General features: G+C 66.4%; 14 protein-coding genes. 9 read left to right on the plus strand and 5 right to left on the minus strand.

Translation table 11 applies throughout. The annotated features are described in order from the left end of the window. From AC1RP5_RS01975 to AC1RP5_RS01995, 5 genes are all read left to right on the plus strand, one after another. The gene (locus AC1RP5_RS01975) at positions 1 to 1,713 is read left to right on the plus strand and encodes an N-acyl-D-amino-acid deacylase family protein (RefSeq protein WP_493108884.1); all 1,713 of its coding nucleotides are present in this window, start codon (positions 1 to 3) and stop codon (positions 1,711 to 1,713) included. Positions 1,714 to 1,877: 164 nt separating this feature from the next. Then, positions 1,878 to 2,495 (plus strand): LysE family translocator, encoded by a 618-nt coding sequence (locus tag AC1RP5_RS01980; protein WP_493108885.1) that lies wholly within the window; start codon positions 1,878 to 1,880, stop codon positions 2,493 to 2,495. Between the two features lie 140 nt (positions 2,496 to 2,635). After that, positions 2,636 to 3,667: a TRAP transporter substrate-binding protein gene (locus AC1RP5_RS01985; protein WP_493108886.1), complete on the plus strand. Its 1,032-nt coding sequence runs from the start codon at positions 2,636 to 2,638 to the stop codon at positions 3,665 to 3,667. Positions 3,668 to 3,684: 17 nt separating this feature from the next. Next, the gene (locus tag AC1RP5_RS01990; RefSeq protein WP_493108887.1) at positions 3,685 to 4,179 is read left to right on the plus strand and encodes a TRAP transporter small permease; all 495 of its coding nucleotides are present in this window, start codon (positions 3,685 to 3,687) and stop codon (positions 4,177 to 4,179) included. 15 nt (positions 4,180 to 4,194) lie between these two features. Beyond that, positions 4,195 to 5,478 (plus strand): TRAP transporter large permease, encoded by a 1,284-nt coding sequence (locus tag AC1RP5_RS01995; RefSeq protein ID WP_493108888.1) that lies wholly within the window; start codon positions 4,195 to 4,197, stop codon positions 5,476 to 5,478. A 124-nt stretch (positions 5,479 to 5,602) separates the two neighbouring features. Here AC1RP5_RS01995 and rnk read toward each other — a convergent pair whose 3' ends face one another. From rnk to AC1RP5_RS02015, 4 genes are all read right to left on the minus strand, one after another. Beyond that, positions 5,603 to 6,013 carry a nucleoside diphosphate kinase regulator gene (rnk, locus tag AC1RP5_RS02000; RefSeq protein ID WP_493108889.1) on the minus strand — a complete coding sequence of 137 codons (411 nt, stop codon included), beginning with the start codon at positions 6,011 to 6,013 and terminating at the stop codon, positions 5,603 to 5,605. Between the two features lie 233 nt (positions 6,014 to 6,246). Next, positions 6,247 to 7,182: a 2-dehydropantoate 2-reductase gene (panE, locus tag AC1RP5_RS02005; RefSeq protein ID WP_493108890.1), complete on the minus strand. Its 936-nt coding sequence runs from the start codon at positions 7,180 to 7,182 to the stop codon at positions 6,247 to 6,249. Between the two features lie 8 nt (positions 7,183 to 7,190). Further along, the gene (locus AC1RP5_RS02010; protein ID WP_493108891.1) at positions 7,191 to 8,123 is read right to left on the minus strand and encodes a ketopantoate reductase family protein; all 933 of its coding nucleotides are present in this window, start codon (positions 8,121 to 8,123) and stop codon (positions 7,191 to 7,193) included. Beyond that, positions 8,120 to 8,815, minus strand: a complete 696-nt coding sequence (locus AC1RP5_RS02015; RefSeq protein WP_493108892.1) for a pyrimidine 5'-nucleotidase — start codon at positions 8,813 to 8,815, stop codon at positions 8,120 to 8,122. The genes AC1RP5_RS02010 and AC1RP5_RS02015 overlap by 4 nt, the downstream gene beginning before the upstream one ends. 61 nt (positions 8,816 to 8,876) lie before the next feature. Here AC1RP5_RS02015 and AC1RP5_RS02020 point away from each other — a divergent pair, with 61 nt between their 5' ends. Beyond that, positions 8,877 to 9,929 (plus strand): DNA recombination protein RmuC, encoded by a 1,053-nt coding sequence (locus AC1RP5_RS02020; protein ID WP_493108893.1) that lies wholly within the window; start codon positions 8,877 to 8,879, stop codon positions 9,927 to 9,929. A gap of 70 nt (positions 9,930 to 9,999) precedes the next feature. On the opposite strand, the gene htpX is transcribed toward AC1RP5_RS02020, so the two are convergent. Continuing rightward, a complete protein-coding gene (gene htpX, locus AC1RP5_RS02025) occupies positions 10,000 to 10,989 on the minus strand; it encodes a zinc metalloprotease HtpX (protein ID WP_493108894.1) in 990 nt (329 codons plus the stop codon). 59 nt (positions 10,990 to 11,048) lie between these two features. On the opposite strand from htpX, the gene AC1RP5_RS02030 reads away from it, so the two are divergent. The 3 genes from AC1RP5_RS02030 to AC1RP5_RS02040 all read left to right on the plus strand — a co-directional run bounded on the left by AC1RP5_RS02030 (position 11,049) and on the right by AC1RP5_RS02040 (position 13,874). Beyond that, positions 11,049 to 11,216 (plus strand): DUF1674 domain-containing protein, encoded by a 168-nt coding sequence (locus AC1RP5_RS02030; RefSeq protein ID WP_493108895.1) that lies wholly within the window; start codon positions 11,049 to 11,051, stop codon positions 11,214 to 11,216. A gap of 91 nt (positions 11,217 to 11,307) precedes the next feature. Continuing rightward, on the plus strand, positions 11,308 to 12,654 hold the full coding sequence (locus AC1RP5_RS02035; protein WP_493108896.1) for an NAD(P)/FAD-dependent oxidoreductase: 1,347 nt from the start codon (positions 11,308 to 11,310) through the stop codon (positions 12,652 to 12,654). A 149-nt stretch (positions 12,655 to 12,803) separates the two neighbouring features. Next, entirely contained in the window at positions 12,804 to 13,874 is a 1,071-nt protein-coding gene (locus AC1RP5_RS02040; protein ID WP_493108897.1) for an NAD/NADP octopine/nopaline dehydrogenase family protein, read from the plus strand.

The raw sequence follows: 13,874 nt of genomic DNA on the forward strand, positions 1-13,874 counted from the left end.
ATGGTCGATCTCGTCATTCGCGGCGCCACTATCGTCGACGGGCTGGGCAACGAACCCCGGCGCGCCGATCTCGCGGTCAAGGATGGCCGCATCGCCGCGATCGGCGAGATCACTGAAAAGGGCATGGAGACCGTCGATGCCGGCGGTCTCGTGCTCTCGCCCGGCATCGTCGACGTGCACACGCACTACGACGCGCAGGTCACCTGGGACCAGACGCTCTCGCCCTCGCCGTCGCTGGGCGTCACCACCGCGGTGATCGGAAATTGCGGCTTCGGTATCGTGCCGGCGCCGCCGGCGGCGCGAGACCTGGTGATCCGCAACCTCTCGGTCGTCGAGGGCATGGACCTCGACGCGCTGCGCGCCGGCATCGCCTGGGATTTCGAGAGCTTCTCCGACTACATGGCGATGCTGCGGCGGCGCGGCGCCTACGCCAACCTCGCCGTGCTCGCCGGCCATTCCACCATCCGCACCGCCGTCATGGGCGAGGCCGCCTCGCAGCGCGCCGATGCCACGCCGGAGGAACTGGCGCGCATGAAGGCGCTGGTCGCCGACGCGATGGCCAACGGCGCGATCGGTCTCGGCGCTTCCTATTCGCTCAACCATTCGGGCTTCGGCGGCGTGCCGATGCCGTCCACCATCGCGCCGATGTCGGAACTCGACGCACTGGTCGAGGCCATGGGGCCGCGCGGCAAGGGCGTCATCGCCATCGCCTCGGGCGTGAAGACGCCGCAGGAGCTGGAGCCGATGGCCGCGAAGCACGGCCGCCCGTTCTTCCAGGGCACCGGCATGGCCATGTACAACGAGCAGGAGCCGCAGCGCGCGCTGAAGATCTTCGACGACTGCGCCGCCGCCATCCGTCGCGGCAACGGGCTCTACGTCCAGATCCCCTGCCAGCCGCTGTCGTTCGATTTCACGATGGCCAACGCCTATCCGTTCTACAGCCACTCCGCCTTCGACCCGATCAAGGCCTTTACGCCCGAGCAGCTCAAGGCGGTCTATCGCGATCCTTCGTGGCGCGCGAAGTTCCGCGAGAACGCCAAAAACCCGCGGCCCGGCATGATCTTCCAGGGCAACTGGGATCGCGTGATGGTCGCCGTGGCGCAGAAGCCCGGCAACGCGCGCTACGTGAACCGCTATCTCCACGAGATCGCCCAGGCCGAGCATCGCGACCCGCTCGACATCATGCTCGACCTCAGCCTCGACGAGGATCTCGAGACCGCCTTCCTCGGCCGCTTCCTCAATGTCGGCGACGACGGCGTTGCCCGGCTGTTGAAGCATGAGGCGGGCGTCGTGGCCCTGTCCGACGCCGGCGCGCACCTCATCTACATGTGCGATGCGGGCTTCGGCCTGCACTTCCTGGCGCGCTGGGTGCGCGAGCGCGGCGACTTCGACCTGGCCGAGGGCGTGCGTCGCCTGACCAGCCATCCGGCCGATCTCTACGGCATCCAGAATCGTGGTCGCATCGCCGTCGGCGCCCAGGCCGACCTGCTGCTGTTCGATCCCACGACCGTCGGCGTCTCGCCGGCCGAGCGGGTCGCCGACCTGCCCGGCGGCGGCCGCCGCACCATCCGCCGGCCGACCGGCGTGCACGGGGTGTTCTGCAACGGCGTCCGGACCTTCGACGGCAAGGATTACGTAAAGCACGCCAAGGGACCGGGCCATGTGCTCGACCGGTTCAACCCGTCGAAGGGTCCGCACGCCGCGGCGGCATAAAGCAGCCCGTCATCTCGACCGAAGCCTCGCGCAGCGAGGCGTAGCGGAGAGATCTTCTTTCAACGACCAGCCGGCTTTTGGTGGAGAGGAGGTCTCTCCACTGCGCGCCTGCGGCGCTCCGGTCGAGACGACGGGTATTCTGAGGTTTGTATGGAGCCGACAAAGTGACCCTCGAAACCTGGTGGCTCTATCTCGGCGCGGTCGTGCTGATCGCCTGCACGCCGGGGCCGAACGTGCTGTACGTGACGACGCGCAGCATCCGGTTCGGGTTGGGCTCGGCCTTCATCGCCATGGCGGGCTGCCTCTCGGCGCTGGTGCTGATGCTGACCGGCTCGGTCGCGGGCCTCAGCGCGCTGCTGCTGGCGCTGCCGGATGCGTTCAACGTGTTGAAGATCGCCGGCGCGGCCTACCTCGCCTGGCTCGGCATCCAGCTCTGGCGCGAGCCGGTCGAGCCTGAGGCGACGCCGCAGCCGACCGGCACCTCGAACCTCGCATTGTTCCGTGGCGGCTTCCTGATCGGCATCAGCAATCCCAAGCTCCTGATCTTCGCCGCCGCCTTCTTCCCGCAGTTCATCGACCCGGCGCGCGCCTGGGGTCCGCAATTCGCGCTGATGGTCGCGACCTTCGTGGGCGTCGAGCTGTTCTTCTATTCGATCTACGCGCTGTCGGGCCGCAAACTTGCAGACCGACTGATGCACGGTATCTGGCGCCGCCGCCTCAACCGGGCGAGCGGCGTGGTGTTCGTCGGCTTCGGCATCGCCCTGCTGCGCTACCGTCCCTGACGGCTTCAATTGCACTTGGACTGCGTTGCGAGATTCATTCCAGGTGCAACCTAAGGACGCGACGACTCCCATCGAGCGGCGTAGGCTTCGCCTCAACAAGAGACGACTTCACGTCAAGCGATCGCCTGGGAGGGCGCACCATGACCATCATGAAGATCAGCAGCCGGAATCTGTCTGCAATTCACCGCCGCAGCCTGGTGAAGGGCGGCCTGGCGGGCATCCTCGCCAGCGGCCTCGCGCCGACCTTCGCGCGGGCCGAAGCCAAGAAGTTGGTCTTCGCGCACATCAACGCGGTGCCGGAATCGGCCGCCGTCGCCTTCGACTGGATGGCCGGCGAAGTACGCAAGCAGTCGAACGGCGAGCTCGACATGCAGTTCTTCGGCAGCACCTTGCTGAGCAAGGAGCTGGAGATCATGAACGCGGTGAAGTCGGGCAACATCGCCATGGGCAGCCCGGCCGGCGCCGCGGCGACGATCTTCCCCGAGATGGGCGTGTTCCTCGTGCCCTATCTGGTGAAGAGCTACGACCAGGCCTATGCGATGTTCAACGGGCCGGTCGGCGACAAGCTCGATAAGCAGTTCCAGGACAAGTACAAGGTCAAGACGCTCTGCTTCTTCGACTACGGCTTCCGCCATTTCTTCACGACCAAGAAGGCGATCGTCGAGCCGAAGGATTTGCGCGGCGCCAAGATCCGCGTGCAGCAGGCCAAGGTGTTCGGCGATACGATCAACGGTCTCGGCGGCAACGCCGTGCCGATGGCCTGGGGCGAGGTGATCTCGGCCGCCAAGCAGGGCGTGATCGACGGCGGCGACCTGCCGATCGTGAACATGCTGGCGCTGAAAATCTTCGAGGTCTCGAAATACTGCTCGATGACCTATCACAATTACGGCCCGACCAACGCCGTGATGAACCTCGGCGTCTGGGAAAGCCTGACGCCGGCCCAGCAGAAGCTGATGCTCGACCTCAGCCGCCAGGCGCAGGTGAAGATCCGCGACCTCACCGAATCGGTCGACAATTTCGCCGCCGCCAAAAAGGCGCTGGAGCCCAAGGGCATGACGGTGGTCGAGGCCAACGTCGAGGCCTTCCGCAAGGTGGCGCAGGACAAGATCTGGCCGGCGTACAAACAGCAATATGCCGGGCTGTGGGACGAGGTCGCGACGTTCAAGGCCTAGAGCGTCGGTCCCGAACCATGATGCGTTTCATCGCGTCGATCCCGAAGATCGTGGTCGCGCTGCTCCTGATCGCGGCCATCATCAACCTGCTGATCGGCGTCTTCCTGCGCTACGTCATGATCGAGATCACCGACTACTACGATCTCGATCCGGTCCGCTTCACCTGGGTCGAGGAGGTCGGCGAGATGATGCTGGCCTGGCTTACCCTGATCGGCGCCGCCATCGGCGTCCGTGAGCGATCGCACTTCACCCTGCACGTGCTGCCGTTTCCGACCGCCGTGCAGGGCGTGATCGACCGCATCCATCACGTGCTGATCGCCGGCATCGGACTGCTGGCGAGCTGGTACGGCGTAAAACTCTGCCTGCTGAACCGCACGTTGGTGACGCCAGGGCTCGAGATCAACCTCGCGCTGCTCTACGGCTCGGCCGCGGTCGGCGGCGCACTGCTCTTCATCTATGCCGTGTCGATGGTCATAGCACCGCCGCCGCGCAATCCCGACGCCGTGCACTAGAAGGACCGTCCCGGCATGCTGTTGCTCACCGTGGCGGCGATCTTCGTCGTCCTCATCCTGTTCTCGATGCCCATCGTCTTTGCGCTGGGCGTCTCCGGCGTCGCGGGCCTGTGGCTCGGCGGCTACGACCTGCAGATCCTGGCGTCGAGCATGGTCTCGGGTTCGCAGAGCTGGGTGCTGCTGGCGATCCCCGCCTTCGTCTTCGCCGGCGGGCTGATGGAAAAATGCGGCATGAGCCACGCGCTCGTGGCCTTCGCCCGCGCACTGGTCGGCTGGGTGAAGGGCGGACTCGGCATGTCGGTGATCGTCGTCGCCTATTTCTTCTCCGACATCTGCGGCTCGAAGATGGCCGAGGTCTCCGCACTCGGTTCGACCCTGATGCCGCCGCTCACCAAGGCCGGCTACAAGCGCGAGGATTCGGCGTCGCTGATCGCCGCCGGCACCGCGATGGGCATGCTGGTGCCTCCCGCCATCTTCATGATCGTGATCGCGCAGGTGACCAATACCTCGGCGGTGGCGCTGTTCCTGGCGGGGTTCATCCCTGCCGCCACGATCATGGTCTGCCTGATGATCCTGGTGTACCTGCGCGCCCGGAAGTACGACTGGCCGGTCGACGGCAAGCCCAGCATTCCCTTCCTCGTCACCTCGGCGCGCGGCGCCGCGGTGCCGCTGGTGATCCCGATCGTCATCCTGGGCGGCTTCTTCCTCGGCATCTTCACTGCCACCGAGGCCGGCGCCGTAGTGGCGGGCTATGCCTTCCTGGCGGCGCGCTTCTACTACAGGAACGTCACCTACAAGCAGATGGGCCGGCTCGCCTACGACAGCGCGATTCTGACCGCGTCGGTCGTGTTCCTGCTCGCGGTCGCGTCGGTGTTCCAGTACCTGATGGGCGTCTCGGGCGTACCGAAGCTGCTGGCCGAAGTGCTGGGCCCGCTGCGCTCACAGCCCTGGCTGTTCCTCGTGTGCACGGCGCTGATCACCATGATGTTCGGCATGGTGCTGGAGGGCCTGCCCGCCGCCGTCGTGCTGATCCCGGTCGTGTTCCCGATCGCCGAGGAAATGGGAATCGATCCCATCCACTTCAACATCGTGCAGACCGCCGCCGTCGGCATCGGCCTGTTCCTGCCGCCGATGGGCGTGGGACTGCTGATGGCGCTGAAGTTCGCCAACCTCACGGTCGGCCAGCACTGGCGGGCCTACATGCCCTACATCGTCGCGCTACTGATCGGGTTGATGCTGATCATCCTGTTCCCGCAGCTCTCGCTGTTCCTGCCGAAAGCTGCGGGGTTGATCAAATAGAAACCAACCTCATCCTGAGGAGCGAACGCAGTGAGCGTCTCGAAGGATGGGCACACGCACCACGTTCGTGGCTCATCCTTCGAGACGGCGCTTCGCGCCTCCTCAGGATGAGGTCAGTGGAGTTCTAGGAAACCTTCACAACCGTAAGCCGGTGCTGGCGGCCGTCGCGCGCCGTCCAGGAGATCGACTGGCCGACGGCGAGGCCGATCAACGCGGCGCCGACCGGCGTCATCACCGAGAGCTTGTGCGCGTCGCTGTCCTCGTCGACCGGATAGACCAGCGTCTCCGTGAGCTCGTGCTGCTCGCCGTCAGTGCCGGCATCGGAGCGGAAGGTCACGGTTGAGCCCATGCGCACGACATCGGCCGGCACGCTGGCGGCGCTCACCACCTTGGCGCGGTCCATCTCGGACAGCAGCTCCTCGGCCACTTCCGGCAGTCGCTCCAGCGACGCGGTGGCGAGGTCGGTCAGGCGGTCATAGTCGGCGTCGCTCACGACGATGTTGGGGACGGAACGATTACGTGCAACGGCGGGCATCGCGGATGCTCCTGCATGGCTAAAGACAAATTGGATTTAATCGGTTGATCGCAGACAAAGGCGATCGAGTGCCCCGATGCCGGGACACAAAGGCCGGCTCGGGGATTACGCTTCCGCGATCGGATGGTTCCGTCGCGGCACGAGCGAAAGAGGACCTGAGAAGTTCATGACCAAGAGGTAAGCCCCTCCGGCCGGCCTTTCAAGGCTCCTCTGCAGGCTCCTGTCTCGCGAGCTTACTTCGCCAGTTTCCGGGCGCGCTGGGCGAGATAGACCTGAAGGTTGGCATAGGCCAGCCGCAGGTTCGGCGTGGCGATACCGGCCTTTTTCGCCCGGGCAATCATGTCGCCCACGATGTGGTCGGCCTCGACCATGTTGCCCTTCTCGAGATCGTGCAGCATCGAGGCGGTGAACTTCGAGCCCTTTACCGTCAGGAACGAGCGGATGGTCTTGAGGCCCTTCTCGCCGGGATCGTGACCGGCGGCGGCGCCGACCTTGCGGCCTTCCTCGACCGTCTCGAGCACGATCGCCAGGCCTTCCTCGGCTTCGAGCACGTCGCCCGAGGACCCGCGCATCAGGCAGCACATCGCGGCGAGCGTGCACAGCATGATCCACTTGTCCCAGAGGTCCTGGACGATGTTGCCGTTCAGCCCGCCATCGACGCCCGACTTCTTGATCGCGGCATCGAGTTCCGTCAGCGCGGCGCGCGCGGGCTTTCCGTCGCGCTCGCCGAACGAGATCACGGCAAAGGGGCTGGTGTGCAGGATATGGCCCTGGCCATCCATCGCGACGCCGACGCGCGCCAGACCGCCGACCACCTTCTCCGCACCGAAGCGGGCATCGAGCGCTTCGAGATGGCGCATGCCGTTCAGCAGCGGCACGACCGTGGTGTTGGCGCCGACCGCCGGGGCGATGGCGTCCATCGCCGAGTCGAGATCGTAGGCCTTGCAGGTCAGCACGACGACGTCATACGGGCCGCCTTCGCTTCCCTTGGTGACCGTCTTCACCTTCTGGGTGATGTCGCCCTTGGTGCTCTTGATCACCAGCCCATCGCGCTGCAGCGCCTCGTTGCGCTTCTCACGCACGAGGAAGGTCACGTCGGCGCCGCTCTGGTGCAGGCGTCCGCCGACATAGCCGCCGATCGCGCCGGCACCGAGGATCAGGATCTTCATGGCAACCTCTACTTCAGGCCGCCACGCGCGCGGCGGGCCTCATAGGTCTGCAGGTGTGCGTAGGCATAGCGCAGGTTGGGTGCCGCGATGCCGTGCTTGCGCGCGCGGGCGAGCATGTCGCCGACGATCTGCTTGCCCTCGGCCGCGCCGTGCTTTTCCATGTCGCCCAGGATCGAGGCCACGGCCTTGGAGCCCTTGGCCGTCAGCATGCCTTTCAGGTTGGCGACGACCTTGTCGCTCGGCGGCTGGCCCTCGGCCATCGCGACCTTGCGGCTTTCTTCCAGCGTCTCGGCCACGATCGCCGCGCCGTCCTCGCTCTCCATGATGTCGCCGATCGTGCCGCGCATTGAGGCGCACATGCCCGCGATCGTCGACAGCATGATCCACTTGTCCCAGAGATCCTGGTTGATGTTGCCGTTCAGGCCACCCTCGATGCCGGCCTTCTTGCAGGCCGCATCGAGCTCGACCAGCGATGCACGTCCGGGCTTGCCGTCGCGCTCGCCGAACGACACGCCCGAGGCGCCGCTGTGCAGGATCTCACCGTTGGGACCCAGCATGCCGGAGATGCGCGCGAGGCCGCCGGCCACGCGCGCCGCACCAAATTTGCCGTCGAGCGTCGCGAAGTGGGCATGGCCGTTCAGCATCGGCACGATCACCGTGTCCGGTCCGACCGCCGGGGCGATCGACTCCATTGCCGACTCCAGGTCGTAGGCCTTGCAGGCCAGCACGACGACATCGTAGGGGCCGCCTTCGCCGCCCTTGGTCACGACCTTGACCGGCACGACCGCGTCGCCCTTCGGGCTCTTCACGACGAGGCCTTCCGCACGCACCTTCTCGGCACGCTTCTCGCGCAGCAGGAAAGTGGTGTCGACGCCGGCCTGCGTGAGACGCGCGCCCCAATAGCCGCCGACCGCGCCGGCGCCCAGAATCAGGATCTTCACTTCTTGAGGTTCCTTTCGGTCAGCCAGTCGTCGAGCCACGTGGCGAGGTCGTCCGTCTGGTGATGGATATGGCTGAGATCGGTGTCGGCCGCGCGCTTCACGCTCTCGTCGGTGCGGATCCACACCGTGCGCATGCCGAGATCGGCGGCGGGCTTCAGGTTGACGGAGATGTCGTCGGCGAAGGCGGCGCGGGTCGGATCGACGCCGTGCTTCTTCACCAGCGAGTCGTAGATCTGCGGATGGGGCTTGGGCCAGTATTCGCCCGCGGCGATGTCGAAGATCGCCTCGAAATGATGCGACACGCCCAACCGCTCCATCACGCGCTCGGCGTGCGGCACGTCGCCGGCGGTGAAGATGATCTTGCGGCCCGGCAGCGCGCGCAGCGAGGCTTCGAGCGCGGGATTGGCCTCTACCGGCGAATAGTCGATGTCGTGCACGTAATCGAGATAGTGCGTGGGGTTCACGCCGTGCAGGGTCATCATCCCACGCATCGAGGTGCCGTGGTCGCGCCAGTACTGCTTCTGCACGACCCGCGCCTCTTCCGGCGTGACCTTCAGCCAGTCGGCGATGTAGCGCCCGATGCGCACGTCGATCTGCGAGAACAGGTTGCAGCGCGACGGGTAGAGCGTGTTGTCGAGGTCGAACAGCCACACGTCCGGATCGTGCGCCGGGGGAGCGTATTTGGGTGCCATTGGACGCTTGGATTACCGGCCAGCCGTGCGCTTGTCGAGCCGGAGGACTATAAGGGGAACAATGGATATCCTGTCGATCGCCCTCCTCGCCGCCGTCGTTTTGCTGGCCCTCCTGCTGGTCGTGGTGCTGATGCGCCAGGGCGGCGGCAACCGCGAGGCCGAGCAGCGCATGCAGCAGCAGCTTGCACTCGCCCTGAGCCAGCAGGCCGAGACCGTGCAGCGGGTCGAGAAGTCGCTGCGTGAGCAGGAGCAGGCGCTGGGCAAGGTCGTCGCGGAGCGGCTCGACCGCACCGAGAAGGCGACAGGGCAAATCGTCACCGATCTGCGCGAGCGGCTGGTCCGCATCGACGAGGCGCAGAAGAAGATCGGCGAGCTCTCGACCCAGGTCGTCAGCCTGCAGGAAGTCCTGTCCAACAAGCAGGCGCGCGGCGCCTTCGGCGAGGTCCAGCTCAACGACCTAGTGCAGAGCGCGCTGCCGCCGTCTGCCTATGACTTCCAGGTGACGCTCTCGACCGGCGTGCGCGCCGACTGCCTGCTCAAGCTACCCAACCCGCCGGGCTCGATCGCCATCGACGCCAAGTTCCCGCTGGAAAGCTACAGCCTCCTGCGCGCCGCCCCGGCCGGCGACGCGGCGGCCTTGCTGGCGGCGCAACGCGCCTTCCAGCAGGCGATCCGCAAGCACATCGCCGACATCCGGGCCAAATACATCGTGCCCGGCGAGACCGCCGAATCGGCGCTGATGTTCCTGCCGTCGGAAGCCGTCTATGGCGAGCTGCACGCCAATTTCACCGGGCTGGTCGAGGAATCCTACAAGGCGCGCGTCTGGATCGTGTCGCCGACCACCATGATGGCGACGCTGAACACCGTACGCGCCGTGCTGAAGGACGTGCGCATGCGCGAGCAGGCCGGCGAGATCCAGAAGACGGTCGGGCTGCTGCTGGGCGACGTGAAGCGGCTCGACGACCGGGTCGACAATCTCAAGAAGCACTTCACCCAGACCGAGAAGGACCTGCGCGAGATCGACACCTCGACGACGGCGATCACCCGCCGCGGCGAACGCATCCTCGCCGTCGATCTCGGCGACGAGCCGGCGGCGCTGCCGCCGAAGGTCTAGGGTTCATCGGACCGCGGACCTCCAGGTCCGCCTCATGAGCGGGCCTGGAGGCCCGCGGTCCGCTAAAAGATCAGCCCCAGGGGCCGCGACGCGGGGTCTGCGGCGCCGGATTGCCCCACGGACCGTTCGACGGCGGCCGGGAGTCGGCCCACGGGCCACCGCCGGGCGCCGACGCAGGCTGCGGGCTAGACGGCGCGTAGGTCTGGTAGCTTTGGCCGCCCATCGCCTGCAGGCGCGCGATGCGCTCCTCCATCGGCGGATGGGTCGAGAAAAGGCTCGACATGCCGCCGGCCGCCGCCAGCGGATTGGCAATGTACATGTGCGCCGTCGCCGGATTGCGTTCCGCCGCCTGGTTGGGGATCTGCTGCGTGCCGGCGTGCAGCTTGGCCAGCGCCGAGGCGAGCCACTGCGGCTGGCCGGAGATCTCCGCGCCCATGCGGTCGGCCTCGTACTCGCGGCCACGGCTGATCGCCATCTGCACCAGCATGGCGGCCATCGGGGCCAGGATCATCGCGGCGATGGCGACGATCGGATTGACCAGCGGCCGGCCTTCGGAATCTCGGCCGCCGCCCATCAGGCCGCCGAAGCTCGCCAGCATGCCGATCGCGCCCGACAGGGTCGCGGCCACGGTCATGATCAGCGTGTCGCGGTGGCGGACATGGGCCAGCTCGTGCGCCATCACGCCCGCGACTTCCTCGCGGCTGAGGTTGCGCAGCAGGCCCGTGGTGGCCGCCACGGCGGCATGTTCGGGATCGCGGCCGGTCGCAAAGGCGTTCGGCTGGTCCTCGTCGATCAGGTAGACGCGCGGCATCGGCAGGCCGGCGCGCTGCACCAGCTCGTGGACGATGTTGAACAGCTCAGGCGCGTTTTCCGGCCCGACTTCCTGCGCGTTGGCCATGCGCAGGACCATCTGGTCGCTGTTCCAGTAGGCGAAGACGTTCATGCCCAGCGCCATGACGAAGGCAATGACGAGGCCGGTCTGGCCTCCCATGAGATACCCGGCCACGAGGAAGAAGCCCGTCAGCGCGGCGAGCAGGAGCGCGGTCTTGAAGTAATTCATGCCGGTTAAGTTGGTCTGCAAAAGTGGCGAATCAAGGTACGGAAGGGCATCATGGCGCCATGACCGAACCCACCAAGCCCACCCCGCCGGAGCCGCCCAAGGCCGATCCGGCGACCACCACCCCACCCGAGAAGCCCAAGAAGGTCGAGGAGATCGGCGGCCCGCCCGGTCCCGAACCGACGCGCTACGGCGACTGGCAGTTCAACGGGAAAGTGACAGACTTCTGAAAGAAGTCTGTCATCCCGAGCGCAGCGAGGGATCTTTCAGTGGCACGAAGACTGCCTCGCATCGCTCGAACGATGAATTGCGAGTAAGCCCATGAACAAAGCCGATATCTTCCATCCCAGCTTCAAGGCTCAACCGTGGTGGTGGGAGGCGTGGACGCCCAACAACGCGCTGAGCGTCGATCCGCCGGCGAAGACCGACGTGGTGATCGTGGGTGCGGGCTATGGCGGCCTGTCGACGGCGCTGGAACTGCGGCGCAATGGCATCGACTGCGTGGTGCTGGAGCGCGGCGTGTTCGGCATCGGCGCCTCGACCCGCAACGGCGGCATGCTCTCGGGCGGCACCAACATCGCCAAGGGGCTGGGCGGCAAGAACCCCAAGGTCGAAGCCGAGTTCGAGGCGAACAAGGCGGCGTTCCTGGGCAGCGGCGCGGATTCGCTGCAGACGCTGATCGACATCATCCATCGCGAGAAGATCGATTGCGGCCTGATCACCAACGGTCGCTTCACCGGCGCCTGGACGCCCAAGCACTACGACGACCAGGCGCGCAAGGTCGAGATGTTCAACAAGTACGCCAATGTCGGCGCCGAGATGATCCCGCGCGAGCGGGTGCGCGAGATGATGGCGTCGGACTATTACTACGGCGGCATGTATGTCCGCAGCGGCGGCAACCTCCATCCCGCGCGCTACTACAAGGGCCTGCTCGAAGCCGCCCACGCACAGGGCGCCGTGCTGTGCGGCAACGTCGAGGCCGAGCGCATCGAGAAGACGAAGGACGCGAAGAGCGGCAGCGGCTGGCGCGTGCTGACGGCCAAGGGGCCGATTGCCTGCAAGGAAGTGGTGATCGCGACCAACGGCTACACCGGCGACCTGACGCCCAAGCTGAAGCTGCGCGTCGTGCCGGTGGCCAGCCACATCATCGCCACCGAAGAACTGCCGATGCCGGCGACGGATCTCATTCCGATGCAGCGCTCGATCGGCGACACCAAGCGGGTGCTCACCTATTACCGGCCCTCGCCCGACGCCAAACACATGATCTTCGGCGGCCGTGCCCGCTTCACCGCGGCACCGCCGGAAGTGAGCGCGCCGATCCTTTACCAGTACATGATCGACCGCTTCCCGCAGCTGAAGGGCATCCGCATCACCCATGTCTGGACGGGCAACGTCGCCTTCGCGCTCGATTCGATGTCGCACATGGGCCAGGACGACGGCATGCATTACCTGCTCGCCTGCAACGGCAGCGGCGTCGCGATGATGACCTATCTCGGCACCCAGACGGCCAAGAAGATCGCCGGCGGCTCCAACGCACCGGTCAATGCCTTCGACGGCCGCGAGTTCCCCGAACACCCGCTCTACAACGGCGATCCCTCGCTCTATCTGCCGCTGATCGGCGCGCTCTACCGCACGCGCGACTGGCTCGACCGCAAGATGGCCGGCTGAGTTGAGGATCCGTCATCTCGACCGGAGCACCGAAGGTGCGGAGTGGAGAGATCTCCTCTCTACAACTTGCCGGCTTTTGGTAGAGAGAAGGTCTCTCCGCTCCGCGCTGCGCGCTACGGTCGAGACGACGGACATTTGAGGATTAAAGAATGAAGGTTGGTATCGTCGGCGCGGGCGCGATCGCGTTTGGAATGGCGGCGTTTCTCGAACAGGCGGGACACGCGGCCACGCTATGGTCGCCGTCGGGCGAACGGACCAAGGCCCTGGCCGCGGGCGAGCCGCTCGTCGCGGCCGGCGCCATCGAGGGCACGTTCAAGCCTCGCATTGCGACGAGCGCGGCCGAAGTCGTAACCGGCGCTGACGTGATCCTGATCGCCCTGCCGGCTTACGGCCATAAGCACGTCTTCGACGCGATCGCGTCGCACATCGCGACAACTCAGACCGTGATCGTGAGTTCGCACGCCTCGTTCGGCGCGCTGTACCTGTCGCGCCTGCTCGCCGCGCGCGGCGTCGCGGTGCCGATCATCGCCTGGGGCACGACCTTGCTCAGCGGCCGCCAGACCGGTCCCACCAAGGTGCAGGTGAACACGGTGCGCAAGACGGTCGATCTCGCCACGCTTCCCGCCTCGCGCAGCGCCGAGGGTCTCGCCCTCTGCCAGTCGCTGTTCGGCGACCGCTTCGTCGACCGGCAGAGCCTGCTCGCCATCGCGCTCAGCAATCTCAATCCGACGATCCACATGGGCATCGCGCTCGGCAACATGACGCGCATGGAGAAGGCCGAGGCCTGGGGCCAGGCCGAGAACGTGACGCCGAAGGTCGGCCGCCTGCTCGAGGAACTCGACCGCGAGCGCCTTGCCATCGCCGCGTCGCTGGGGCTCGACGTCCGCACCATCTTCCAGCACCTCAACCTGTCGTTCGGCATCCCCATGGGCTCGGCTTCGGAGATGCACCAGGCGATGCACGCCATCGGCAAGGGCGGTGCGGGCCCGACGACCGCCGACAGCCGCTACGTCACCGAGGACGTGCCCTTCGGCCTGGTGCCCACCGCGAAGCTCGGCCGCCTCGCCGGCCCGGCCGCGCCGCTGCACGAGGCCGGCGTCAGCCTCTTCTCGGCGATGTACGGCCGCGACTTCACCGCCGAGAACGACCTTTTAGCCGCCCTCGACATCGATGCCCTTTCGCTGCCGCAGCTTCAAAAGCTGTGCCGCGACGGCTACTGA

It is taken from the genome of Reyranella sp. GW821-FHT12G01, assembly GCF_058806575.1.

Bases quoted from the DNA above. Each gene is read 5' to 3' on its own strand.
- AC1RP5_RS02040 (WP_493108897.1), top strand. From the start codon at position 12,804: ATGAAGGTTGGTATCGTCGGCGCGGGCGCGATCGCGTTTGGAATGGCG.
- AC1RP5_RS01985 (WP_493108886.1), top strand. From the start codon at position 2,636: ATGACCATCATGAAGATCAGCAGCCGGAATCTGTCTGCAATTCACCGC.
- AC1RP5_RS01975 (WP_493108884.1), top strand. From the start codon at position 1: ATGGTCGATCTCGTCATTCGCGGCGCCACTATCGTCGACGGGCTGGGC.
- AC1RP5_RS01990 (WP_493108887.1), top strand. From the start codon at position 3,685: ATGATGCGTTTCATCGCGTCGATCCCGAAGATCGTGGTCGCGCTGCTC.
- AC1RP5_RS02030 (WP_493108895.1), top strand. From the start codon at position 11,049: ATGACCGAACCCACCAAGCCCACCCCGCCGGAGCCGCCCAAGGCCGAT.
- AC1RP5_RS02035 (WP_493108896.1), top strand. From the start codon at position 11,308: ATGAACAAAGCCGATATCTTCCATCCCAGCTTCAAGGCTCAACCGTGG.
- AC1RP5_RS02020 (WP_493108893.1), top strand. From the start codon at position 8,877: ATGGATATCCTGTCGATCGCCCTCCTCGCCGCCGTCGTTTTGCTGGCC.
- panE (WP_493108890.1), bottom strand. From the start codon at position 7,182: ATGAAGATCCTGATCCTCGGTGCCGGCGCGATCGGCGGCTATGTCGGC.
- AC1RP5_RS01995 (WP_493108888.1), top strand. From the start codon at position 4,195: ATGCTGTTGCTCACCGTGGCGGCGATCTTCGTCGTCCTCATCCTGTTC.
- rnk (WP_493108889.1), bottom strand. From the start codon at position 6,013: ATGCCCGCCGTTGCACGTAATCGTTCCGTCCCCAACATCGTCGTGAGC.
- AC1RP5_RS02015 (WP_493108892.1), bottom strand. From the start codon at position 8,815: ATGGCACCCAAATACGCTCCCCCGGCGCACGATCCGGACGTGTGGCTG.
- htpX (WP_493108894.1), bottom strand. From the start codon at position 10,989: ATGAATTACTTCAAGACCGCGCTCCTGCTCGCCGCGCTGACGGGCTTC.